Here is a 24,874-nt window from a genome sequence, read left to right on the forward strand (position 1 = left end):
TGGGAAAGCCAATTGCCATTACAGGCTTGGCTTTCTCTTCTTTGCTTAAAATTTGATCTATCTCTTAAGGAATAAAGATGATATATCGAATTTTATATTCAATTTTTCCCACTTTTATCTCACCCACGCGGGAGAGACTGATTTAAAGCACTTTGTTTAAGTGTTCATCTGCCTTTATGCAGCTTGAACTTTTAAACAAGGTGATTTTTTGCTTCTTGGAATAAAACAAAACTTTTTTAAGGAGAGTGTTTAGCATGAAAGAATAGACACTATTTGACATAGGACTTCCTAAAGTGAAAGAGAAGAAGGTCAAGAAAAGGAGAAAATATCGGTAAAACCTACTGTAGCAAAAAAGCTTGAAGTGAAAGTCACTGGATAATGGGCTATACAATTCGCAACAGAGTCTTATACTGGAAGTGAGTCAAGAAAGTGGATAGTAATTTCTTTAAACTCTATTCTTTAATGCCTATCGCACTCCGTTTGTGAAGCTTCCAGAGGAGGATCGGGGAAGTCAAATCTTGCACAGAAGTTGGGAACTAAATTGGATATTCAGGTATATCACTTAAATACATTTTTATGGAAACCGAACTGGCAACCAACTTTTAAAGAAGAACAAAGAAAAGTTCATTAGGAAATAGTAAAAAAAGAAAAATGGATTATTGATGGAGACGACAACGGAACTATAGATTATTGTATTAAATCAACGATATACCGTAATTCTCATGAGAGGTTCGAGAAGTATTTATTGAAGCGTATTAATAGAAAGTAATTTTCCTTTTCCAGAGTTCAAAGAGTTCCCCAAATAACTTCCGTCATATTCCTCTTTGATTTCAACCATATTATAAATCTCTTGGGATGTACTGATTTTTGTATCATCTATCCATAAGTAATATTTATTTTCCTCTTGAGTTTTGAAATCAATAGATAATACTCCAGCAGTTGTATAATCATGGAGTTGATAATAAGAGACAGTATAGATTGAGACTAAAGTGGCAAACAAGAGAAATGTTGGTACAATCCTTCTAACATGTATGAATTTTTGAGAACTTGATTGAATATACTTTACTCTGAAAAAAACAAAGAATAAAAAGAGAATCGGTGTAAGAAAGATCAGGTTTGCGATCCCGTAAACCACCTCATGCAGTGAATAACTCATGCTTATTAAGATTGAACTTCTCCCGATTTGAGAGCATAGAAAAGAAACGAGTGTAGTAAAGATAAATAACTGAAGGATCCTTTTTTGAAGTACGTAGTAATTAAGAACGGAAGATTGCTTCTTTAACATTTATTTTCTCCCTTCAAAAATGATAGTTTGTGAAACTACATTTTTTACATTATATGCCTATTATATAGATAACTTTTGTAATAGGCACTAACTCTTTTGATAATCCTATTAAATAAAAAATTTTATTTTAAAGCAGTGACATTAATGTTCTTTATATAAATTTTGGTAGATATGTGTGTGAATAAAGCAGCTAGAATCTTAGTTAACATATGAGAAATTATAGGTAGAACTGTGAAACTAAAGCTGTACTAACGAGAAAAAAGTGTTGGTTTGAAAGTGCCTTACGTTTCTATTAACTGAAAAATGATAATTATGAATGCTTAGAATGATATCACTTGTCGTATGTAGATACGTCGTATATACTGAATATATAAATAGTACTCTGAGGAGTTGATTCACATGCCGCAAATCAAACAAAAAGTTGGTCATCGAGAGGCTAGACTTCAGAATTGGGGGAACAGCAAAGCTGTTCGCCTCACACGAGATATTCTAGAGGAAGCCGGATTCAATGAAACTGAGGATGCTGTACTTGATGTAGAGATTGAGCCCAATCGAATTTCGTTGGTTCGAAAAAGCAAATTAACTCCCTTTCAAAAGTTATTTGTTGGTTACAATGGCGGAAAGCCTGAACCTGAATCACTTTGGGATGAAGTAGAACCAGTCGGAAAAGAAGACTGGTGATCAGTTAATAGGCTTAAAGATTATGTGCCTGTACTTAATCCTTAATGGAAAAGTACAGGCACTATTTAATTGGAGGAATAGTGATGACAAGATTTTATAAAGTTGGTGACATTATAAAGGTCGATATGTCCCCAGCAAAAGGGCACGAACAGCAAGGTTATCGTCCAGCCATCGTAGTTTCAGAAGAAAACGTACATAAAGAAACCGACTTGATTTGGGTCTTGCCAATAACCAATACGAATAAAGGGTATCCAACTCATGTACCGGTAAATGGAAGAACCAAGAATAGCAAGAAAAGTGGAGCAGACAATCAGACAACTGGGTATGTATTGTGTGAAAAGATAAAGGCAATTGATCCATCGGCTAGAGCAGCAAGATTAACAGACGAGGCTGATCAAGACTTGATTGAAGATTGTAAGGCTATTATCGATGCCATTACTTATATAGGATAAATAAAGCGGTGGCCGATCGAAATGATCGGTCTTTTTAAATACCTGAATATCATTTTTCGTTCGTAAAAGTGTACTTTTACGAACGGTTTTATTACCAAAATTATCTAGCTATTATATTTAGTTCTAAGTATATTTAACGTAAGTGTTTTGGTTCTAATGATAAGTGATAAAAGATAACTAAGGAGGACCTATGGAAAAAAGTAAACTTCGCGTAAGAAACGACGAGGATGGACCAACCGTGTTAATCGGCAAATATAATGTACAGGAATCGGTCCAGTACATCCAAACACACCAGATCAAAAGTATAGAGATTACTTATTACTATGTAGAATCACAAATCGATTTCTTGAGTGAATGCACTGCGATTGAATCTTTATCGCTACAAGGGCCGAATGTAAAGAATTTGAGCGGCCTATATCACTTGAAGGCTCTTAAAACTTTGGCAATCGATGATGTTGTGCCTTCCTTGACAATCGATTTCAGCCAATTGACCACGTTGGAGGAGATTTACGGCACACTGCCGCCTAAGGCAGCAGCAATCGGCAGCCTGATCAACTTGAAGAAAGTGCAGATCTGGGGCTATAAGCCAAAAGGGAAAGACTTAAAAGAATTCTCAGACATGAAAGCTCTTGTAGATCTCGAGCTCATCAGCTCCAATATCATTTCTTTAGATGGGATTCAAGGATTGAAGAAGTTGGATCGGCTAGCACTGTTCAGAATGAGAGCACTAACGGACATTGAAGCGATCCAGCATCTGTCGGGAAACTTGACAGATATCGAAATAGAATCGGCGAAAAACATACAAGACTTTGCGCGAATCGGAAAAGTCGGGTCGCTCGAACATTTAGGTTTAAATAACTGTGGAACGATTCCCTCTATCCGATTTATTAAGCAACTTCCTCACTTGAGAAGTATGAGGTTTTTGGATTCCACTGTCATGGATGGAGATGTATCTCCTAGTATCGAGCTGGAACACGTTTATTTCACGAATAAAAAACATTATTCTCATCGCCTGAAAGATGGGCCAAGGCTCAATGATCGTCCCACTTTTACAAAAAGAACCCCATCGGAAGAAACTGAATCGGTTTCACAAAACTACAATCAGGAGGAACAGCCCTTGCCTACGCAAGAGTGGAGAATGAGGATGGAAGATGGAGATGATGAGTTTACCGAAGAGAGTATAGCAGAAACGGAAACTTTGCTCCAAGACTTTCTGGCAACACTAGCCCATCTTCAAGCACCGTCTGAAAAGAAAATTATAAAAAAAGTGAAGGAAGTGGTCCTCCGTTTAAATGTACTGAATGAAAAATATGATTTTTTCATTGAGACACTTGAGCGAGAGGAACTGCATGATTTTATCATGGAAAAAGCCCAGCAAGCAGGGTTGAAGACAGATGAAGACATCACAGAAGAATGGCGGGAATGGTAAGAGGGTTTTGCATGATATTTATGGCCTAAGATATTGAACAAATGAAAGGTGCTTTTTTAGCGAAAGTGAATGTAAATTAAGTGCAGTTAAGTTACATTCAAAATTTCGCTAAAAATAAATAATTTCCATAAAATGTTATAATTGAATTAAGATATTGATTTGAAAATGGCAGGAGGAATGTCTAAATGTCTTATTTAAGCAAAATGGTATATGCGATTGCAAATATTAATCCACTTATTCTTGTATTCATTATTCTGCTGGTGTCATTGATATGTGGAGCCATTACCTTCTTCTTGAAAAAAGACGAGAAGCTGTTTTGGTCTCTCTTTGCTATTACGTTTGCTGATTTATTCTTAGGCTTCTTCTTCTTAATTTCTATAAACGTTTATATTGGTTTAATTCTTTTGATTCTTTTGCTAGCAATGATGATAAACAAATATTTAAAAGCTAGAAGGAAAGCAATAAACTAAAATGATTTGTTATCTGAATCAATTTCATAAATCGCCCTTTTAAAAAAGTGCAGACGATTTCTTGGATCATTTTTTCCATTTTTTAAATTTAGGCGGCTGCTAAAGCGGCGTGCTTGGCGGCTTTCAATCGGTCACTCGCCAAACGGCATGCGTTGTAAATTAAGGTCACGAATTGAAAATGGACTTTCGCTTTCTTGCCCGTCCGGTGCCGAACGTTATTCAAATCGAACGACTCCTTCAAGTAAGCGTTGACGCGTTCCACTGCAGCGCGCTGTTTATAGTACAAGGTCCATTTCAGGGAACCTCTGGCAGGAGAGGTGTATTTTCGAAGGTCTACTGACCTTTTGATTTTAAAGATTTTTTGGCAAAGGGAATCGTCTTTCAACGGACATGACGCACATTCTTTGGGACGGGAATATTTCAAGGTTTCGTATTTAGCGTCATAACTGTCGTAGCGATACGCGTGTTCCCGTACACACGTCGGCGCGAAATGCTCATCAAACCCGATGACTTCGCCTTCTCGGCGCGGGTTGTACGCAATAACGGCGTGAAGGTTCATCTCCTGCAGTTGTTGATAAATGGGTTTGTAATCGTAGCCCTTTTCCAGGATGCCCGCTTGAAAAAGATCCGGCATCGTTTGCTGGATTTGCTTCAGGAGGGGAATGGCAGCTTTTCCATCATTCAAGTTGCCGGAACTCATGAGGCCCCGGATAATGTACTGGCTGTTCGTACTGACAGCCAAATGAGCTTTGTAGCCGAACCAAAAGGTGTTTTTTCCATCACTATTTTTCTTGATGCCCCATTTCGGGGCCAGCGGCATCTCGTTTACCAGTGCCTCGGTGGAGGCATCCAATTGATGAACAATTTCTTTTTCATAGAGCGTCTTTTCATCTTCCTGCTTTTGTTTGGCGGCTTGCCATTCGGCTTGTTCGTCTTTCGGCTTCCGTCCCCGTTTTTTCGGAGCTGGTTTTTCTTTTTTCTTAGACACTGCCGGTTTGTCGCGTGCTTCAAAATGCGTGGCGTCAATCGCCAGAGATTCTTCTGTGATGAAACCTTCCTGGATCGCTAGAGCCACAAGTATGTCTTGCACTTTCGACAGCGCGTCAGTTTCACTGATCGCCGCAATCATGCGGGAATAAGAAGCTTCAGATGGGACGTCGTCCGATAACAGAAATCCACAGTCAAAACGAAAAAAAGGGTCTTGTTTTAAGCGCTTCACCAATAACTTTATCGTCGGAATACGCTCCACCACCGAGCGATCAACGAATAAATCATGGCACCGTAATTGCGTTCTCTCGGCGCGCCTCGATGCGTCTTCTTGTCGAAGATATGAAGAAGCGGATCCAGTTCCAGCGTCGAGAAAATAGCGTTAAATCGATGGGTAGGTTCCATCTCAAATAATTCATGCATGTCAAATAGGTTATCTTGTCTTATAATAGGCATAGAGCGCTTTCCCTCCTGTTTGTGTGTTGTTGTGGTGACTACCATTATACAGGATTTGGGGAGGTGCTCTATTTTCTTGCCGTTACACGCTTAGAGCCGCAAGGGTTCGGAATTATGAAATTTACTCATCTAGCGATTAATCGAGTTTTTAAATGTTGAATGTAACTTATTGTGAATTAAGTTACATTCAATTTCTAATACTCTTCGCTTAAAAATACTTCGATGTATTCCTTTAATTCCTCTTTTATTTCTTTAAGGGACTCATCTACAAGTTCTCCAATTATTTTACTTCCGGGTATGTTTTTCGTAACAGATAAACCTAACAGACTTCGCTGGCATTCCCAGATCGTAATTACATGCAAGTTAAGGAGTTCGCCAGGTGGATTGATTTTATCTGTTATGCCTATGGAAATAGTAGAACAATAGCCTGGCTGGAAATGTTCTGAACCATCAATGTTGAAAACCGCGTCAAAATCGAGGTTTCTATTCTCAAAAATGGATTTGTTTTCTCTTAATAGAATTTCACTGTGTTTTTTTAAGGCTGATTCCACCTCCTGAATCTTCGTCTTTAACTCTTGCGTAAAATCCTTCTGCTGATATTTCATACTAAAATCACTGCCTTTTGAAAAATAGGATAAAATAGTAATTCTAGATACGAGAAGTAAATCCTCTTAAAAGGCTTGGAAATTCTAATATGCGCTTGTAATACATCCTTTTTCGAATGTAATATATTAGCAAGTAAGTTACATTCAAATTGGCAGCTAGATTAAAGAATGGAGGTTAAATTATGCAAGAGATTATTAAGTTGTTGGAGACAAATAAAAAGGGTGTAGAAGAGTCAGCGATAAGAGAAACGGAACAAAAGTTGAATGTTCGTTTCCCGGATCAGTATGTTCAATTATTTAAATTGACCAATGGTCCTGAAGTTGGAGAGTGGACTTTATTTCCCATCAAAGATCCGAAGAATATGAAAAAAACGTGGGACGACGTGGTTAGGCAAAACAAGGAAGTTTTGGATGGGGAGATTTCCAATAACCTGATTGCGATTGCTGAAGACGGCACCTGGGATTACTTGTGCTTGAAAGTAGAGGACGGGAAAGCAGGCGATCCAGTTTATTTATGGCTCCATGAAACAGATGAAACGGAAGAGCTAGCTCCTACTTTAAAAGATTTTATTATTATTGCTCAAGAAGAACTAGAAGATTTTGATGAAGAATGAATATACCTAAAAAACAAATCCAGTTTCATTCAAAAAATAGATTACAGAATGATGCGTTTAACCGGCTGTACCTTCACCTTTAGTCCTTTGATGATAACCACGACAAGAGTTATTCCTTCTTTCCTTTAGCATGAGCGTCAATTATGCACTTCATAAGACTGTTTAAAAGGAGAATAACAAAGATGAAACAACTGGATAGCACAAAAGCCGACTTCTTAAAGGAACGGATTGAATCTACTTGGGATATTACACAACATTACTGGTACCCTCTTTATAAATGCAAGCGCAGTGATGTTCTAGCTTTTAATGATGATTATATTGAAGGAATTGAAGAGAAAATAACGGATGTCCGTCATATACTCTTAAAACTTAACTACGATTCTGCATATGAGATGAACGAAGATCGACTGGTGTGGTTAATCGATACCGATGCACTCGTTCCAGCTATGGGCAAAGATAATGATGAAAGATTTTGGTTCAGCGAGGATATGAGTTGGATTATTTATGCTTCACATGAAGGGTCCATTACTTTTGGAGGGGAGGAGCTGCTTAATCAAATAAAGTCGAAATGGGATGATTGGCAGTCCAATCTATTCGCTATTGAATCCGGCCAAGTGGAAGACGAGTAATTTGCTTAATAAACCCGGAACAAACATCTTTTTTAATAAATTTTCTCCGGCATTTAAAACTGTTTTTAATATTAAGTTTACATATCAGTACTTATCGGAAGCTAAATAAATATAAAGCGAGAAAATAGGCAGATTAAAGCTTGTTTTCTCGCTTTTGGTGTGTGGAAGTGTACTTTTATGAACGCTTGGAATTAATTTGAATCCTTTGGATTTGCTTCTATCTTTAAAATTGGGGAATGGTAAAATAAGTATATAGAAGCTAGAAGAAGATTTTTTATGAAAAAAGAGATTGGTACTTATGAAAATGGGTTACAAGTAGGCGTTCGCTTATGGGGAAGCGAAAATAAAACAACGCTTTAAAATGGTCAGTGGAGAAATTATTCCCCTTAACACCTTAGAGCAGGCAAAGAAGTAAGACCCAAAAACGAGGTGTCAAATGAAAAAAGTGTGGATTGTTTGTAATGGCATTGCGGTTCTAATTCTTGCAACTTTGATCGTGCTGGATTATGTCGTAAATGTCGTACAGAGCGGAGATTACACTAATAGGAATTTTATGGGGCTTGCTATCTATTTATGCGGGTTCAATATCCTGATCGCAATGCCCATCTGGCTCATTGTCCTGCTGATGAACCGCTCCCGGATGAACCGGAAATCTTTTTTGATAGGGTTGGTTTTATTTTTAATATTCCTTGGTATGACCGCCTATCCGGTGGTTTCAGCCATCGGGTATATGGCTTAATCCGATGGTTGAAAGGTGAGCGTGTTAACGTTTTATTCAAGTTCTAAAATCGCAAGAATTAGTGAAGAAACATGGCCTGCCTTTTGAGGTGGTCCTTTTTTGTTAAGAAGAATTGTTAATATTGTTTCAGCAGTTATGAATCGCTTATACAATGTTTATTAATAGTAAATGCTGATATCTGTTTAGAATTATTTACTTTAATAATGAGTCGAGTTTGCTGCATTGCAATTGTTAATAAAAAGAATAGTAATCAAAAAAATGAAGCTTTTAGAGAGGACAAAAATGAAAACAACTGGTTTACCAAAACTATAACTAAAAGAATTAACTCTTAACGATATTGTGGAGTGCTTTCGATGGTTTCTTGATAAAGCTTTTAAATACGCCTAAAAGGTATCCACTGCTTACCAGAGAAGAAAATGTAGGCTAGATTAAATCCGGTATAGATAAATCCTTTCTATAAAACCAGTTAACATATGCTGGGTTTCCAGCAGTTCTATCAGTAAAATCATCTTAGCGTGAAGAACACAATAAAAAGAAATGCAAGAATGGCCGCTGTTTCTTATCAAACAGCAGCCATTTATCCTTTTGGGGTTAATAGTGGAGCCTGTGGCTGATATTTTTAAGGTATAGGATCCCGGTATCTATACAGAATGGTAATAGGAAAGGAAAAAAGATAGACTTGACAAAGGATGTTGTGGAAGTCAGGAATTGGAGGTCTAAGGATGTTTGAACTGATGAAGCGGATCGGGAAAATTAACACAGCCAAAGTAGTCGTATTTGCATTCCTTTTTTATCTCGCCAGTGCTTTTATCATTTATTTTTTGGAACCCCAAACTTTCTCTACCCCTTTTATCGGGTTTTGGTGGGTGCTGACTACGGTTACGACTGTCGGGTTTGGAGACTATTCCCCCGTGACCGTACCCGGTATGCTTTACGGCATGTTCCTGTATTTGTTCGGTATTGGGTTGGTCGGGATTATTCTTGGGAAAATTGTGGATTCATATACTTATTACGGGAGGCTTAAAATGGAAGGGAAATTGGACTATAAAGGAAAAGACCACTTTCTGCTTATTGGATGGTCGGAAAGTGTAAAAAAGACGATTGAAGAGATCTTGTTGAGCAGGGATATTCAAACAGACGTTGTATTGATTGATCATGTAAAGGAGTCTCCTTTTAAGCACGATCGATTTCATTATATTCAGGGAGACCCTACGGACATCAAGGTATTACAAAAAGCAGGCATCGATTCGGCTCGTTCTGTTTCGGTATTCGCTTCTGAAAACGCAGATGATGTCCTGGCGGATGGGAAAACCCTTCTCATTGCTTCAGCTATTGAACAGTACGCTGTTGAAAGCCGCCAACAAATATATACAATTGCAGAAATTATGCACGAGGCGCATAGCCGGATGTTTCAGCACGCGGGTGTTAACGAATTTGTTCTTTCGAAGGAGTCGTTTCCTCATTTAATGGCGAAAGCACTGCTTCACCATGGATCCAGCCGGTTGTTTATGCAACTGCTAAACCATACTTACGGAGAAAATATTTGGGAGATCAAACCGGCTTCACATTGGAAGACCTATGGCGATGCTTTTGACTCTCTCAGGGAACAAGGTGCTAATCTGATTGCGCAGGAAGCGGATTTCAGCATTATTCGCCGCTTGGATGATCAAATTCCAAAAGACACCTGGCTCTACATCATTTGCAATCAGGAGACCTACGAGAATTTGAACTTGGAGTAACTCCTGTGAGTATGTTTGAAGTTTATCATTTTGCTTATTGATTTTCTATTGACAATGACATTGAACAAGCTTAGATTTCAGTCTGTTGAAACAGAATACATATGAACCTTTGAATCACTGAATCAGAAATGAGCAGGGAAAACAAGTTAGACAAGAATGTATTTAACTGGGGTGAATCTTACTTGTGGTAAGAAGGGATACTCTCAGTCCCGAATCCGACAGCTGACCTCCTAAGCGTTACACAGTAAGTAGAGAGAAGGATCCGAACATGCGCCTGAGACCACTGTATTTAATGTGGTCTTTTTTTGATGGACTAAACAGAAAAGAGGGCACGACTTGAAGAAACGATCTATCTAGAGCTTTGCAAAAGGGAGAAGTGGGCTAAAGGTGTTTGGCAGAGAACTCCAGACAGATGAGATTATTCGTTCTTACATCACCATAAAACGCCTGCCATGATTTGCACCAAAGGAGTTATTGCGTTGACGTATCCCGAACCTTTTCCAATTCGTGAGACAATGTTCGAAGTATCATCATCTTTTAGGATTTTGTGGGCAGGTACAGGAAGTAGAGAATCAATAGACTTAGCTTCTTTCCTTCTTTATGTTTAGATATACATTTACGCACACTTTAAATGGAAATCTATTAAGCATTTGAAGTCCGTACTAAAAAAATTATAAACAAAACAAATCTTACACTTAACCTACTAGTAGGTTGAGTGTACTCAAGCAATCAGAAAGTACAATTAAAAGGAGGAAATGTAATGTTGTTTAATGATAAAGTAGTCATTGTTACTGGTGGAGGAACGGGAATTGGTAAGGCGACTTGGAATATCGAGTCAGCTCAAAAGAACAATTGTGAATTATCATGGCCTTTGTGCAAGGCACCCAATTATTAGCCAGGTCTTTAAATAACCTTCAGTATTATGACATGATGGTCCAAAATCTGCTTAAAAACTTAAACATTTTTACAAGTCCGAAATCCCAGTGATAGTTGCAGAATGGCCAAAACAATAAAAATTTCTTTTAAATATTACAATGAATTGAAAAAAACAGTTGGAAGGAGCAATGAATGTGAAGCATCCTATAGTTATTATCGGCGCTGGTTTAAGCGGCCTCCATACAGCCTCATTACTTACGGAACAGGGTATTGCCTGTCGAGTTTTGGAAGCAAGAGATCGGATAGGGGGAAGAGTTTTAAGTATAGACGATCCCGACAGAGCAGAATCGAAACAATTTGATTTGGGACCGACCTGGTTTTGGCCGCAATACGAGAAGATAATCGGTGGCCTTGTCGACCGTCTGAATCTGGAGACGTTTGATCAATACACTGATGGCGCCATGGTTTCAGAGCGAAGCCTAAATGGACCATTACAACGTTTAGTTTTGCCTGAAGGCTCCATGGAAAGATCCAGGCGATTTACTGGAGGTGTCCAATCCCTAATTGATGCTGTTGAGAAGACGCTTCAGCCAGGTACAGTCGAATTAGGGAAGCGCGTTACAGCCATTCGGTTAGACCAAGCTGGCGCTATTAGAATTGAAACAAAGCTTATTAATGGAAAAAAAGAAGAAGTTTCTGCAAGTGCTGTCATTTTAGCTTTGCCACCCCGGATTGTAGCCCAACACATTGAATTCTCGCCTTCGCTGCCTGCAGAAGTAATGACGGATTTACATAATAAGCCTACTTGGATGGCCGGCCAGGCGAAGGTAGTTGCTGTTTATGAACGTCCTTTTTGGAGAGATGCTGGACTTTCCGGCTTTGCAACGAGCTGGGTCGGTCCTTTGCAGGAAATTCACGATGCTTCTCCTGTTCAAGGACCAGGAGCACTATTCGGTTTCTTTGGCATGCAGGCAGCTATGCGCCATGAGCTTGGAGAGGATGAACTTAAAGGAATGGTCATTGAACAATTGGTACGTCTTTTTGGACCCGATGCCAAAAATGTACGTTCGATTTTTTACAAGGACTGGTCCAGTGATGCTGAGACGGCTGTGAAGGATGACTCTATTCCGCTGAGGGATTTTCCGGCATATGGGAAGCCGCCGCAAGCGGGAATATGGGAAGACAAAATTCTATTTGCCGGCACTGAATCGAGCCCGCAGTTCGGCGGACACCTTGAAGGTGCAATTTACTCGGCTGAACAAGCAGTTGTAAGAATCACTGAATTAAAAAACAAAGTGCTTTAAAATAAACCCGACAGTCCTGTTATAAAAAATTAATAGCAGATTTTTATGTCATGTTTTAATAACTCGGTATAAATTTACAATTCTGCTTAGTGAATATCATGCCGACAATTTTTGTGGATAAGCTTATACGCAGGTTAGATAGATGTTAGTTAGGCTGTTAACAAAACCGTAAAGAATCGAAATCGATTCTTTACGGCTTTTTTTGGTATATTTTTTAAAGGAAGGTTAGTTTGAATAAAACAAAATATCAACATTAAGATTTATTGCATTCATTTTTCAAGAAAAGCCTTTTTAGCGAATGGATTTTAAGCAGCTGTCATTATCCGATGAAATACTCCCTGTAAAAGAAGAATGTCAGAATGAGTGCAAACAGAAAATAAGCAAGAGAACCGAAAAAGACAAAAGAAGTACGTGCTGCTTTATTTGTAAATGGCATTCGAATGCCGGTTTCACCTCGTGTTTGCATATCTGATTGCCGCACATAAGGGTTGGTTCCACCAGTGAAACTATGAGCAAAACCAACGCAGACCACTCCCAGCGGAATAGAAACGTCAATGAAATTCAGATTGAACAGAGAGGAGATCAACCAATTTACTATTCCAAGAACCAGGACAGTTATAGTGAAAATAATTGCTTGCTTCATCAGTTTTCCTCCTGGGGTTCTGAATTTCTATTGCCGAAAAAGGAGGAGCTATCGATAAAATGGTTGGGTTTATAAAAGTCTTCTTAAGTCTTTATGGTGATGGATAATAATAGTTTCAACTATTTGGAAATTAGAAGGCGTGCTGATATTCTCATTAAAGTCATAACACCGCCTGAGATTTTGGAGTGCAGCTCTCTTTCCGGGATAGTATAGTTTTAAAAATGAAATCGATATTGAAGTTAGATCAAATTAAGATAAAAACTTAAACACTAAGCGCATATTGAGTGTGAAATTAGTGTAATATGATTCCTTAAGGAAATAGGAGGTAATTCTATTATCTGATAAGGAGTCACCGATCTAAGTTATTTACTATAGAGTTGTTGCATTCGTTTGAACCGTTTATTAATAATAATCGAATGGAATAATAATATAGTTGATTTATACAATCACTGTACATAGGAGGATGATTTAATGATTCATAAATTTACCAGGAGAGCTAATATGATGAAACCCTCGGATATGCGAATCATCTTAACAGCCGCAGAACAACCAGATTTGATATCTTTCGCTGGCGGTCTGCCAGCTCCTGAACTTTTCCCTGTTGAGGCACTGAAAAAAGCAAGTGAAGCTGTTTTTACTGAAGATGGACCGGTTTCCCTTCAATACAGTCCTACTGAGGGTTACAGCCCACTCCGCAGCAAAACCCTCGAGCGAATGGAAGAAATCGGCATACAGGCGAATCTGGATCAAGTTATGATTACGTCAGGTTCCCAGCAGGCGATTGATCTGACGGGGCGCCTGCTTCTTGAGGAGGGCGATACGGTCATATGTGAAAGCCCGACTTATCTGGCTGCGCTTAACGTTTTCAACATCTGCAACGCCAATATTGTAGACGTCGAGATGGATGAAAACGGCATGCTCATGGAAGTGTTGGAACAACAGCTTCAGGAGAATCCAGATGCGAAATTTATCTATACCATTCCCGATTTCCAGAACCCGACCGGCCGCACGCTCAGTCTGGAAAGAAGAAAACGAATGCTGGAGCTGGCTCAACAATACGACGTACTTATTCTGGAAGATAATCCGTATGGCGCCATCCGCTTTTCCGGAACACCAATCTTGCCAATCAAGCATTTTGATACAGAAGGCCGTGTCATTTATATGAGTTCTTTTTCTAAGATACTGGCACCGGGGCTTCGGCTTGGCTGGATTTGTGCGGATGAAGTGGTAATTGAAAAGTATAGGGCATTCAAGGAATCAGCAGATATGCATTCCGATGGCTTTGCACAACGGCTTACCTCAAAGTATATGGAACAGAACGACATCAATGAGCATATCAAAAAGGTAAACACCGCTTATCTTGACAGATGCAACACAATGTATTCATGCGTAAGCCAATACTTCCCTGAAGCTGTTACCTGCGTGAAACCGGAAGGCGGACTGTTTATATGGGTGGAACTTCCCGACACCATTGATGCCAGAAAGATCTCGGTAGCGTGCCTTGAACAGGGTGTGGCTGTGCTTCCTGGAGAGGCATTTTTCGCAACCGAGTCACAAAGCAATGCACTTCGCCTAAATTTTTCAAATGCTTCTGAAGAGCGGATTATTGAAGGCATGAAGCGTATCGGGGAAGTACTTCATCTGGAATTAAGAACAGAAGCAGCGGTGAAGTAATCCGTTAATTGCCTTTCCTGAAAGCTATAAATAGTGTGAAATATGTAGGTGGATTATTCTATATAGAAATTTTAAAGTGTGAAAAAGAGGGGTGAGTTTAAGATACGCAACAGATCCCAACTTATTTAATATAATGGTGGAAGTGTATTGCAGCATAAAGCGCGCTACTCTTCCTTTTTTCTTAGAAAGCGTATTTTTAAAATATGAAAGCACTTCTGGATCAGTTCCTGATTAATCCACACATCATTTGTAGCTGGAGTGATGGTGATTGTCTCTTCGTTACATTCATAATTGGCAATATCCAATTTCACTTCAACAGATTGTTATGCGTCTTCTTTCACAATGAAAATCCTTGTCGTAATATGAAGTGGAAGGGAGGACGCGGATTTGAAAAATAAGTTAATTTTTGCACTTCTCATCGTAACGACGACCAGTTTGATGGGGTCTTCCTTTGCAGTAGGGAAAATTGGCTTGTCCTATTTTTCCCCATTGTTGCTTGTCGGTCTGCGTTTTACTATGGCTGGAATTTTAATGGCAGCTTTTGTCTTATTATTTAAAAGGTCACATCCAAGAAATGCAGCGGACTGGCTTCGGATGGCCACAGTAGGGGCTGTCCAAACGGCGGGGGTGATGGGAGCAATCTTTCTGAGTTTGCGTACAATCACTGCGGGTGAGTCTGCAATTTTGACTTTTACAAACCCGCTGCTTGTGGTCATTTTCGGCACATTGCTGATGGGGATCCATTACCGGCCGGTTCAGTGGGGAGGGGTTCTGGTAGGCTTTGCAGGAGTGTTTATTACGATGGGAAGCCATTTGAATCTGGAGGTAGGAACTCTTCTCGGATTTCTCAGTGCAATATCGTGGGCAATCGGCACATTGCTGATTAAGAAATGGGGCGAGTTGTTCGATACGTGGGTATTAACGGCTTATCAGATGTTGTTCGGCGGTTTGATCTTACTGGCAGGCAGTGCATTACTGGAAGATTCTATGCTGGTGATTAATACGGCTTCAATATCCATTCTAATATGGCTCACAATTCCCGCTTCCATCGTTCAATTTGCCATTTGGTTTTTCCTGCTGAAAAAAGAACATCCCGGAAAAGTCAGTGCATTTTTGTTTCTCGCGCCATTTTTCGGTGTAATATCGGGTTGGTTATTGCTGGATGAACAAGTGGGGTGGTCACTGGCAATTGGAGGGGCGCTGATTTTCTCAGGCATTTTCCTGGTTAACTGGCCCGAAAAACCGTCGAAACAGGAACTGCCGGAAAAAGTTCTGCCCTAGAGAAAAATGGGGAAATTCAGGTATGATTACTTTAATACAGATAGCTTACTTGCCATAGCCTGACCAAGTTAACCTGGTTGGTATGCAAGTTATTTAAGGTGAATTATTAGATATGGATAATTGTAAGGGGATAGATTAGGGTAGGAGGCTCTTATGTGAAAAGAATTATACTCGGAATCGTAATTTTTGTTATAGTAACTGTTTTGTTCGTGCTGCAAAATGATTTGGAAATCGCGATGAATGTGACCGGAATAATAGGGCTTGTCGGCATTTTAATCGGAGGTTTCTTAAAAACGGGTTTCATCAGCTCCTCTGCGCCAGTACTGGGAAATTTAGCCGTTATAAAATTAGATAACGCAATCAATGTATCAAACACTATCTTACTGATTGCTTTACCTAATTTTATCGGGGCCATCTTGTTGTATTTTATAATATAGTGATTTATAAAAATGATTATTGTGTAGTGCACCGGAAACTTAGCAATTAAGTTTCTGGTTTTTTTGAACTTATATTTTTAACGGATAGTTAATTATTGTGTAAATTTTTGAATTATGAATTTTGCGAATAACCCGTAATCTCAGCTTTGCGAGTAATGCCAGATAGGTAATTGAAGAATATTTATAGGATGTATTTCGTATTGTTTCGATTTCTTGACTGACTCCCGTTCTTCATTATAAATTCCTCCCGAAAGTATTTTTCAGCTGCAGAACAGAACCTGAAATCAACAACTTTTTCATGTATGATGAGGAGAGAAGCTAGTCACTCAGCAGAAAGGATGATTCCAATGGCAGTTACGCAACAGCAACTCAACGATTGGCAGCAGAAGTACCCTTTATTATCCGACGTGATGGATTTTCGGCCGGTGTTCTGGCTGAATCCAAGTCAAACGAAAACATCGGATATCGGGCAACTGGCTGTAACGAAAGAAGAAATGCAGGGAGCGGAGGAGCTATGGCAGCGGTTTGCGCCATTTTTGGCAATAGCGTTTCCTGAAACGGCAGAAGCTGGAGGAATCATCGAGTCACCATTGAAAGAAATCGAAAACACCAAAGACATTATCGAATCTTCTTACAGCACAACAATTCCCGGCAGGCTGTTTCTGAAATGTGACAACGAACTGGCGGTGGCGGGGTCGATCAAAGCACGCGGCGGCTTTTATGAAGTGCTGCACCATGCGGAGCAATTGGCGCTGGAGAATGGCATGATCACTGAAGGTGATGATTACAGCAAGTTTGCTTCCAGGGAATTTAAGGATTTCTTCAGCCAGTATTCCATAGGCGTGGGTTCGACCGGCAATCTCGGGCTCAGCATCGGCATCATCAGTGCGGAGCTCGGATTTTCAGTGTCGGTTTATATGTCTGCGGATGCGAAGGCGTGGAAGAAAGATTTACTCCGGTCCAAAGGCGCCATTGTCCACGAATTTGAAGGCGATTTTGGTGAAGCCATTCTCGAAGGACGCCAACAGACAAAAGAGAACCCGATGGCTTATTTTGTCGATGATGAAAATTCGAAGCACCTGTTCCTCGGTTACAGTACCGCGGCTTTCCGGCTGAAAAAACAATTGGATGAGCTGGATATCAAAGTGGATGCCGAACATCCACTTGTCGTTTATTTGCCATGCGGTGTCGGCGGGTCGCCGGGTGGCATCACGTTCGGGCTCAAGGAGATTTACGGGGATGCCGTCCATTGTTTCTTTGTGGAACCGACCCATTCGCCGTCTGTCCTAATTGGCTTGATGACAGGTGAAAAGGAAAAAGTATGCGTCCAGGATTTCGGAATCGACAATTTGACAGAAGGGGACGGTCTTGCCGTCGGCAGGCCATCGAGTTTCGCTTCGTCAATTAGTGAAAAACTGATCAGCGGCGTTTATACTCTTGAAGATGAGGAGTTATATCGCTTATTGGCGATTCTGGCCGATGGTGATGACATTTTTGTCGAGCCATCCGCCGCATCGTCTCTACTCGGACCGGTGAAGTTGAGCGAAGAGAACTATTTGTCTTCCCTTGGCGTGGATCCCGAAAAGGCTGTGCACATTGCCTGGTCAACCGGCGGCGCATTGGTGCCTGAGGAACAGATGCAGGCGATGTACCAAAGAGGCAAGAATTTACGAGAATAAAGATTCATTTTCTTGAAGCAAGAAGGAGCCGGAATGATGCAAAGATGTGCAGAGTGCAATCAACCTTTCAAATGGAACCAGTTTTATAAGTCATTGTGGCTCGCTTTTCGGCCGGTGACGTGCCGGAATTGCGCAACGGTACATAAAGTTGCCAGTGCCTCCCGGTTGCTGGCGACTCTATTGTTGCTGGTGCCTGTGATTTATATAACGATCTTCATGCAGAACCTTGGACTGGGGGAAGTCGTGCTGCCGATAGCAGCTGTTGTTGCCCTGGTTTCACTTGGTTTACCGTTTCTTCTCAAGTATGAAAAAGCCAAATCAAGTATTGACACAAATAATGGAAATCGGTAAGATAACAAAAATACATAAAAATTCTGGGAAGATAAGAGTAGGTATATGGAGTGTCCAAGCGAGCCGGGGAGGGTGGGAGCCCGGTGGCCGAAGTTTACCGAACCGCATATCTGAGAAGCCGCCTGAACTTTGAGTAGGGCAGGTCGGCTGGCGCCGTTATCGTTTCAAGCAGGTCCGTTTATCGGGCAATCAGAGTGGTACCGCGGGAATCCCGTCTCTAATTCACATTAGAGATGGGATTTTTCTATTTCACCGGGAAAATGGAGGAGAGAAATGATGGATTATAACAAGTTATTTGCCGAAGAAATTGCGGGAAAACTGGATGGCAGCATGTCTGTGGAAAGCATAATGGGTTTAGTGGAAAAGCCGAAATTTGAAGGGCAGGGCGATTTGGCATTTCCCTGTTTTTCACTGGCGAAGACCCAAGGAAAGGCACCGCATATCATTGCTGGCGAGCTGGCGGAGCGGATAACGCATCCTGTTTTCGAAAGAGTGGCTGCTGCAGGACCCTATGTGAATTGTTTTCTGAAGAAATCAGTCGTCAGCAACGAGACGCTGGAAACGATACTGGAAGTACAAGCGGATTATGGTGGGAGCAACATCGGGCAAGGCAAAAATATCACCATCGACTTTTCATCCCCCAATATTGCAAAACCTTTTTCGATGGGCCATCTGAGATCGACGGTCATCGGGAATTCATTGGCGAAAATCGTTGAAAAAGTCGGATATAAAGCAGTTGGTATCAATCATCTGGGAGATTGGGGCACGCAGTTCGGAAAGTTGATCGTCGCGTACAAGAAATGGGGCGATGAAGCGGCAGTGAAAGAAAATCCAATTCCAGAATTATTGGCGTTGTATATTAAATTTCACCAGGAAGCTGAAGGTGACCCTGGCCTGGAAGACGAGGCCAGAAAGTGGTTTTGGCGACTGGAGAATGGCGACGGGGAAGCGGAAAAATTATGGACCTGGTTTAAAGAGGAATCGTTGCAGGAATTCAGCAAGATTTATGAACTGCTGGAAGTGGATATCGACTCGTATGCCGGTGAAGCCTTCTATAACGATAAGATGGCTGCGACCATCGAATTGCTGAAGACGAATGACTTGCTTACGGAATCTCAAGGCGCGGAAGTGGTTGATTTGACTGATGAAGGGCTTCCGCCGTTTCTGATCAGGAAAAGTGACGGCGCAACGCTTTACGGTACTCGGGATCTGACGGCCGCTTTGTACAGAAAAGAGCATTATCAGTTTGCGAAATCGCTGTACGTGGTCGGGCAGGAACAAACGCTGCATTTTAGGCAATTAAAGCTGACGCTGAAAAAGATGGGATTTGACTGGTCGGATGAGATGGACCATATTTCATTCGGATTCATATTGAAAGACGGGAAAAAGATGTCGACCCGTAAAGGCAAAGTGGTTTTATTGGATCAGGTGTTAAAAGAAGTGATCGAGCTTGCGGAAAAAAATATAGAAGAACGGAATCCGGCACTGGCGAACAAAGCGGAAACCGCCCAAATGGTAGGTGTCGGTGCAGTGATCTTCCATGATCTGAAGACGGAACGGCAGAATAACGTCGAGTTTTCACTGGAAGCCATGCTGCGTTTTGAAGGTGTAACCGGGCCTTATGTGCAGTATACCCATGCAAGGGCCTGCTCGATTCTGCGGAAATCGGGAATGGCGCCGGATGGTCTCGCGCCGGTTGGACTTGAGGACGTTCATAGCTGGGAAGTCATCAAGGATTTGCTGGCATTTCCGGAGACGATCCATAAAAGTTTTGAGCAAAGCGAACCATCGGTCATAGCCAGGTTTGCGATAGAGCTGGCACAGGATTTCAATAAATATTACGGCCATGTGAAAGTGCTGGAGGACGACAAACAATTGGAAGGAAGGTTGGCTCTGGTTTTCGCCGTTACCGTGGTGCTGAAGGAAAGCCTCCGCTTGCTCGGAATCCATGCGCCGGTCGAAATGTGAAATTTATCGGCTCTTGCAGGACACTTCCGCTTTCCCTCGAATACTATAGGCAACCGAGGAAAATGAAAGGAGAAAACCATGGCGATCCAATCCAACCATATTTTTATTAATATGCCTGTTAAAGACCTGGACAAGTCAATGGAGTTTTTCAATAATACCGGTTTTGAATTCAACGAACAGATGACGGATAAAAATGCGGCCTGTTTGATTGTTGGCAAGAATATGTATGTGATGCTGCTGGTTGAAAATTATTTCAAAAGCTTCACTGGCAAACAATTATGCGACTCCACTGCTTGCACGGAAGTTATCGTATCAATCACGGCAGACAGCCGGGCAGGCGTCGATGAAATCGTCAACAACGCATTGGCGGCAGGCGCTTCTGCTTCCAACGATAAAATGGATAACGAATTCATGTACGGCTGGAGTTTCGAAGATATTGACGGACATTTGTGGGAAGTCATGTATATGCCGGATACCGATGATGACGGTGATGAGGAATTTTATGCTTGAAGAAAGTTGAGTGTATTGGAATTTGGCTATTTCTTAGGTTAGGCAGATCCAATATTTAACAGAAAAAGCCCTCTATTTCATGGTGATGAAATAGAGGGCTTTTTCTTTATGTTTTTATCGAGTGGGATTAAGGAATCGCCGATAAACGTTAAAAAATCGCCGATAAACTTAAAAAAATCGCCGATAAAACTAAAAAAATCGCTGATAAACTAAAGAAAATCGCTGATAAATTCTAAATGCTTTATAAAGATGCCAGCGCCTAAATAATAATGGAAATTAAAGGGGGATACTAGCAGTTTTCATATAAAGCAAAATTACTCCAACACAACAACCGCATTTCAGAAAAAAAGCCAGCCACGGCTTTCGTGGCTGGCCTTGAACAGTCGTGTGCTCTTAAAGATACTCCGCAAACCGTTTCTCCAGGTAATTCTGGAAAACCGTCATCACCGAACAGATTGCCCAGTAGATGAGTGCCACCAGAATCAACATGGTCAGCAGATCGTATTCCCGGGCACCCACGATGCGGGCTTTCTGAAAAATTTCGGGAACCGTGATCATCGCGGCCAGGGAAGAAGCTTTGATGAGATCCAGGTAGACGTTTGACAGCGGCGGCACCGCGATCCGCACGGACTGCGGAAGGATGATGCGCCTCATCGCCTGCCAATACGTCAGGCCGAGTGCTGTTGATGATTCCCATTGGCCTTTGTCGACAGAAGCGAGCGAAGAGCGGAATACTTCCGCAATATAAGCTGCAGAATTTATGCTGAAACCGATCAAGGCAGCCTGCACGGCGGTAAATTCAATGCCGATAACCGGCATTGCAAAGTAGAGCAGGAACAGGATGACAAGAATCGGCACACCGCGCATAAAGGATATGTATAGCCTTGCGGGCCATTGCATGATCTTTTTTGGAGACGTCCGGGCAAGCGCCAGGAAAAATCCGATCACCAGTCCGCAAAGCATGCTGACCATTGAAATCAGCAATGTGTACCAGATGCCTTCCAGCACATAAGGGAGGGATTCGATCGCCAAAACCGGATCGAACAGCAATCCCCATTCAATTTCATTCATCGAACCCCTCCAAATTTTAGTGGGTTATTTCTTTGTCCAGACTCCAGCGGCCCAGCTCTTCGGGTCATAAGCCGACCCAGCTATGCGGCAAAGGACGCCGCTTCGCTGTTTCGTCTTATGCCTTTCAGAGCTAAACGGGTGCCGTCGCTTTTCTTTGTCCAGACTCCAGCGGCCCAGCTCTTCGGGTCATAAGCCGACCCAGCTATGCGGCAAAGGACGCCGCTTCGCTGTTTCGTCTTATGCCTTTCAGAGCTTAACGGGCGTTGTCGCTTTTCTATTCTTCAATATCAGGCTTAACAGAAACATCCGCGCCGCCGAAGAATTCTTCTGAAATTTCAGTGATGGTGCCGTCTTCCAGCATTTCTTCCAGCACACGATTGACGTTCTCCGCCAATTCTTCGTTGTCTTTGTTCATGACCAAGCCAACTTCAGATGGAGCATATTTAATGTCCGGGTGAATGGTGATGTTCATATCCGGGAATGCAGCCACTCCGAAAGTTGAAAGGTAATAATCATTCAAAATGACATCTGTGCGTCCGATGGATACATCACGCAAATACACTTCATTGGAAGCATTATCGTAAGTCACTTCTTCAGCGCCATAGCTGCGGGCGATTTCCATGTAAATGGAGGTTGATGCGCCAGCCGCTTTTTTGCCTTCCAAGTCTTCGAGGGTTTCAATTCCGGACAAATCATCCTTTCGGACAACTGCTGTTCCGTAAGAATGTTTGATCGGTGTGGAAAAGATGAATTCTTCAGCGCGGTCTTCAGTGATTTCAATGTCGTTGGCCGCAATATCGACTTGGCCTGTCTGCACGCTTGACAGCATTTCGTCAAAGCCCATTTCTTTAAATTCGACTTCAAGATCCAGGCGTTCCGCCACTTCGCGGGCAACTTCCACTTCAAATCCTGTCAGTTCATCGGATTCTTCGTCGCGGAAAGATGTAGCCAATAAGGTACCGGATGTGGCAACGGTCAAACTGCCTTCTTCCTGAATTTCGTCCCATGCCGTTTTTTCTTCTTCGGAAGAGTTTTCACTTTCTCCACCGCAGGCTGCCAGTAAAAGAGTGGAAGCAGCCAAAAAAGCCGGGGCAAAGAAAATCTTTTTAGTGTTATTCATATCTAATTACCTCCATAAATTATAGTCCTTTAAAAACATAGCACTAAGAAAGAGCGAGGGCAATATAAAGAAACTGATATTTAAATCACAGAACATTCCACCAAATATATAATAAAATAAAAGTATTATGTAAACAAATGAAAAACCGCCTCACCATAAGGGAGACGGTTTCTTTATTCATTATTTTTTCAATTTAATGACCAGTTCTTCGTCCGGTGTGACAAACACCGTTTTTTGCTCAAAGTAGATGACAAATCCCGGTTTTGCGCCGTTCGGTTTTTTCACCTGGCGCACTTCCGTGTAATCCACGGGGACAGAAGAGGATTCTCGCGCTTTGCTGAAGTAAGCCGCGATGGAGGCCGCTTCCAGGATTGTTTCTTCATCCGGTTCGTCGGAATGGATGACGACGTGCGAACCCGGAATATCTTTTGTATGCAGCCAAGTGTCCGATTTGGCGGCCACTTTGAAGGTGACATAATCATTCTGCTTATTGTTTTTGCCGACGGAAATCGGGATTCCGGTGCTCGATACATAAGGTTCGACTTTCGGTTTTGTCGGTTTTTTCTTTTTCTTCGACTTTTGCGCTTTCATGAAGCCCTGTTCGGCAAGCTCTTCACGGATTTCTGCTATATCCGAGATTCCGGCCTGCTGCACCTGAGACATCAGCGTTTCGAAATAAGCGATGTCGTCTTCGGTTTTTGCAATTTGCTCCCGTGTTTTGATGACAGCGGTTTTTGCCTTTTGGTAGCGCGAATAGAATTTCTGGGAATTTTCAATCGGTGTTTTCCGCGGATCCAGATGGATCAATACTTTTTCTTCATTATAATAATTGTCCACTTCGATTTCTTTCATGCCTTTTTTCATGCGATGAAGGTTGGCCATGATCAATTCACCGTTCAATTGCAGAAGATCCCGCTTCTCGGCATTGTCCTGTTCTTTTTTCAGTTTCTTCAGTTTCAGCTTCAATTTGGCGATTTCGTTCTGCAGCCAGCGTTCCAGGTCACCGGCCTGTTGCTTGACGCGGTCCCGCTCGGCTTTGGCATAGTACATGCGGTCAAGCAGCTCACCAAGATTCGGGAAGTCCAGGCGGGTGCCGGCAATGTGCTGGAGCGGCGTGGCAGAGAAATAACTATTGCCGTCCTGCTCGACAAAATAGCCGACGGGTGCATCCCTGCTGAAATCCCGAAGGAAATCGTCAACAGTGGATTTTTTATCATCCGCTGCTGAAAGGCGGAAATGCAGCTCACGAGCAGTCAATGGCGAAAAGCCGGCAAAGGACTGGACCAATTCTTTTTCTTCCAGTCCGATGAGTGCCTCGCTGTTCGTAAACGGATCTTTTTTATTTTGTGACGGGGGAAAGATGTATGGCTGTCCCGGTAAAATGGTCCGGAAGGAATTGACGCTTGGCGGCAGATGCTTCAGACTGTCGAGAATCATCATCCGCTTTGAGTCGACCAGGATGACATTCGAATGTCTGCCCATCATCTCGACATGCAATTCCCGTTCGATGTCATCGCCGATTTCATCCTTCGCTTTGATCTTCAGGATAATGAGGCGGTCCATGCCGTGCTGCGAAACTTCCGTGATGACGCCCCCCTCGATGTGTTTGCGCAGGAGCATACAGAACATCGGCGGTTCAGAAGGGTTGATGTTCGCCTCTTTGCTTACGTGGATCCGTGAATAGGACGGGTGAATCGAAATCAATAATTTATGGTTGCTTCCTTGAGAACGGATATGGAGCAGCAGTTCAAGCTGGTTGGGCTGATGAACTTTTGAAATTCTTCCGCTGACCAGTTGCTGTAGCTCGCTGGTCATCGCGTTTGTAAATAATCCATCAAATGCCATGAAAATCCCTCTTTCAAATCGTTTTGTTC

At 41.8% G+C, this 24,874-nt stretch carries 23 protein-coding genes, 1 pseudogene, 1 riboswitch and 1 other annotated feature; of the genes and pseudogenes, 17 read left to right on the forward strand and 7 right to left on the reverse strand.

Going from position 1 to position 24,874, the window contains the following annotated elements; all coding sequences use genetic code 11:
• Positions 1–742 precede the first annotated feature (742 nt).
• On the reverse strand, positions 743–1,285 hold the full coding sequence (locus DIJ65_RS04370; RefSeq protein ID WP_117303228.1) for a hypothetical protein: 543 nt from the start codon (positions 1,283–1,285) through the stop codon (positions 743–745).
• A 399-nt stretch (positions 1,286–1,684) separates the two neighbouring features.
• Between DIJ65_RS04370 and DIJ65_RS04375 the strand changes: the two genes are divergently transcribed.
• The 4 genes from DIJ65_RS04375 to DIJ65_RS04390 all read left to right on the forward strand — a co-directional run bounded on the left by DIJ65_RS04375 (position 1,685) and on the right by DIJ65_RS04390 (position 4,317).
• Positions 1,685–1,966: an AbrB/MazE/SpoVT family DNA-binding domain-containing protein gene (locus tag DIJ65_RS04375; protein WP_117303229.1), complete on the forward strand. Its 282-nt coding sequence runs from the start codon at positions 1,685–1,687 to the stop codon at positions 1,964–1,966.
• Positions 1,967–2,049: 83 nt separating this feature from the next.
• Positions 2,050–2,418, forward strand: a complete 369-nt coding sequence (locus DIJ65_RS04380; protein WP_117303231.1) for a type II toxin-antitoxin system PemK/MazF family toxin — start codon at positions 2,050–2,052, stop codon at positions 2,416–2,418.
• 190 nt (positions 2,419–2,608) lie between these two features.
• A complete protein-coding gene (locus DIJ65_RS16685; RefSeq protein ID WP_260678687.1) occupies positions 2,609–3,847 on the forward strand; it encodes a leucine-rich repeat domain-containing protein in 1,239 nt (412 codons plus the stop codon).
• A 185-nt stretch (positions 3,848–4,032) separates the two neighbouring features.
• A complete protein-coding gene (locus tag DIJ65_RS04390; RefSeq protein ID WP_117303591.1) occupies positions 4,033–4,317 on the forward strand; it encodes a hypothetical protein in 285 nt (94 codons plus the stop codon).
• An 88-nt stretch (positions 4,318–4,405) separates the two neighbouring features.
• On the opposite strand, the pseudogene DIJ65_RS04395 reads toward DIJ65_RS04390, so the two are convergent.
• Together DIJ65_RS04395 and DIJ65_RS04400 are read right to left on the reverse strand one after the other, a co-directional pair.
• A pseudogene (locus DIJ65_RS04395) lies at positions 4,406–5,760 on the reverse strand (transposase).
• A gap of 194 nt (positions 5,761–5,954) precedes the next feature.
• Positions 5,955–6,365 (reverse strand): hypothetical protein, encoded by a 411-nt coding sequence (locus tag DIJ65_RS04400; protein ID WP_117303593.1) that lies wholly within the window; start codon positions 6,363–6,365, stop codon positions 5,955–5,957.
• A gap of 182 nt (positions 6,366–6,547) precedes the next feature.
• On the opposite strand from DIJ65_RS04400, the gene DIJ65_RS04405 reads away from it, so the two are divergent.
• The 6 genes from DIJ65_RS04405 to DIJ65_RS04425 all read left to right on the forward strand — a co-directional run bounded on the left by DIJ65_RS04405 (position 6,548) and on the right by DIJ65_RS04425 (position 12,266).
• Positions 6,548–6,979, forward strand: a complete 432-nt coding sequence (locus DIJ65_RS04405) for an SMI1/KNR4 family protein (protein WP_117303595.1) — start codon at positions 6,548–6,550, stop codon at positions 6,977–6,979.
• A gap of 182 nt (positions 6,980–7,161) precedes the next feature.
• Complete coding sequence (locus DIJ65_RS04410) at positions 7,162–7,608, forward strand: hypothetical protein (RefSeq protein ID WP_117303597.1); 447 nt, start codon at positions 7,162–7,164, stop codon at positions 7,606–7,608.
• A 436-nt stretch (positions 7,609–8,044) separates the two neighbouring features.
• Entirely contained in the window at positions 8,045–8,347 is a 303-nt protein-coding gene (locus DIJ65_RS04415; protein WP_117303599.1) for a hypothetical protein, read from the forward strand.
• 722 nt (positions 8,348–9,069) lie between these two features.
• On the forward strand, positions 9,070–10,086 hold the full coding sequence (locus DIJ65_RS04420; protein ID WP_185959488.1) for a potassium channel family protein: 1,017 nt from the start codon (positions 9,070–9,072) through the stop codon (positions 10,084–10,086).
• 105 nt (positions 10,087–10,191) lie between these two features.
• A riboswitch (cyclic di-AMP (ydaO/yuaA leader) is annotated at positions 10,192–10,338 on the forward strand.
• A gap of 508 nt (positions 10,339–10,846) precedes the next feature.
• Positions 10,847–10,981 carry a hypothetical protein gene (locus DIJ65_RS16500; protein ID WP_260678688.1) on the forward strand — a complete coding sequence of 45 codons (135 nt, stop codon included), beginning with the start codon at positions 10,847–10,849 and terminating at the stop codon, positions 10,979–10,981.
• 175 nt (positions 10,982–11,156) lie between these two features.
• Positions 11,157–12,266 carry a flavin monoamine oxidase family protein gene (locus DIJ65_RS04425; RefSeq protein ID WP_185959489.1) on the forward strand — a complete coding sequence of 370 codons (1,110 nt, stop codon included), beginning with the start codon at positions 11,157–11,159 and terminating at the stop codon, positions 12,264–12,266.
• A gap of 319 nt (positions 12,267–12,585) precedes the next feature.
• Here the strand turns inward: DIJ65_RS04425 and DIJ65_RS04430 are convergent, their stop codons facing one another.
• Entirely contained in the window at positions 12,586–12,909 is a 324-nt protein-coding gene (locus DIJ65_RS04430) for a hypothetical protein (protein WP_117303605.1), read from the reverse strand.
• A gap of 501 nt (positions 12,910–13,410) precedes the next feature.
• On the opposite strand from DIJ65_RS04430, the gene DIJ65_RS04435 reads away from it, so the two are divergent.
• From DIJ65_RS04435 to DIJ65_RS04465, 7 genes are all read left to right on the forward strand, one after another.
• On the forward strand, positions 13,411–14,583 hold the full coding sequence (locus DIJ65_RS04435) for an aminotransferase-like domain-containing protein (protein WP_230321458.1): 1,173 nt from the start codon (positions 13,411–13,413) through the stop codon (positions 14,581–14,583).
• A gap of 387 nt (positions 14,584–14,970) precedes the next feature.
• The gene (locus tag DIJ65_RS04440) at positions 14,971–15,864 is read left to right on the forward strand and encodes a DMT family transporter (RefSeq protein WP_117303609.1); all 894 of its coding nucleotides are present in this window, start codon (positions 14,971–14,973) and stop codon (positions 15,862–15,864) included.
• A 155-nt stretch (positions 15,865–16,019) separates the two neighbouring features.
• A complete protein-coding gene (locus tag DIJ65_RS04445) occupies positions 16,020–16,301 on the forward strand; it encodes a hypothetical protein (protein WP_117303611.1) in 282 nt (93 codons plus the stop codon).
• Between the two features lie 347 nt (positions 16,302–16,648).
• Positions 16,649–17,980: a D-serine ammonia-lyase gene (locus DIJ65_RS04450; RefSeq protein ID WP_117303613.1), complete on the forward strand. Its 1,332-nt coding sequence runs from the start codon at positions 16,649–16,651 to the stop codon at positions 17,978–17,980.
• A gap of 33 nt (positions 17,981–18,013) precedes the next feature.
• On the forward strand, positions 18,014–18,331 hold the full coding sequence (locus tag DIJ65_RS04455) for a TIGR04104 family putative zinc finger protein (RefSeq protein ID WP_117303615.1): 318 nt from the start codon (positions 18,014–18,016) through the stop codon (positions 18,329–18,331).
• Between the two features lie 16 nt (positions 18,332–18,347).
• Positions 18,348–18,553 (forward strand) — a binding site (T-box leader).
• 54 nt (positions 18,554–18,607) lie between these two features.
• Positions 18,608–20,299: an arginine--tRNA ligase gene (gene argS, locus DIJ65_RS04460; protein ID WP_117303619.1), complete on the forward strand. Its 1,692-nt coding sequence runs from the start codon at positions 18,608–18,610 to the stop codon at positions 20,297–20,299.
• Positions 20,300–20,377: 78 nt separating this feature from the next.
• Positions 20,378–20,809 (forward strand): VOC family protein, encoded by a 432-nt coding sequence (locus DIJ65_RS04465; RefSeq protein ID WP_117303617.1) that lies wholly within the window; start codon positions 20,378–20,380, stop codon positions 20,807–20,809.
• Between the two features lie 393 nt (positions 20,810–21,202).
• Here DIJ65_RS04465 and DIJ65_RS04470 read toward each other — a convergent pair whose 3' ends face one another.
• The 3 genes from DIJ65_RS04470 to DIJ65_RS04480 all read right to left on the reverse strand — a co-directional run bounded on the left by DIJ65_RS04470 (position 21,203) and on the right by DIJ65_RS04480 (position 24,845).
• A complete protein-coding gene (locus tag DIJ65_RS04470; protein ID WP_071152109.1) occupies positions 21,203–21,880 on the reverse strand; it encodes an amino acid ABC transporter permease in 678 nt (225 codons plus the stop codon).
• Positions 21,881–22,154: 274 nt separating this feature from the next.
• A complete protein-coding gene (locus DIJ65_RS04475) occupies positions 22,155–23,000 on the reverse strand; it encodes a transporter substrate-binding domain-containing protein (RefSeq protein WP_071152105.1) in 846 nt (281 codons plus the stop codon).
• A gap of 180 nt (positions 23,001–23,180) precedes the next feature.
• Positions 23,181–24,845: an Rqc2 family fibronectin-binding protein gene (locus tag DIJ65_RS04480; RefSeq protein ID WP_071152106.1), complete on the reverse strand. Its 1,665-nt coding sequence runs from the start codon at positions 24,843–24,845 to the stop codon at positions 23,181–23,183.
• Positions 24,846–24,874: the final 29 nt, after the last annotated feature.

It is taken from the genome of Planococcus salinarum, from assembly GCF_007004625.1.
Taxonomy (GTDB): Bacteria; Bacillota; Bacilli; order Bacillales_A; family Planococcaceae; genus Planococcus; species Planococcus salinarum.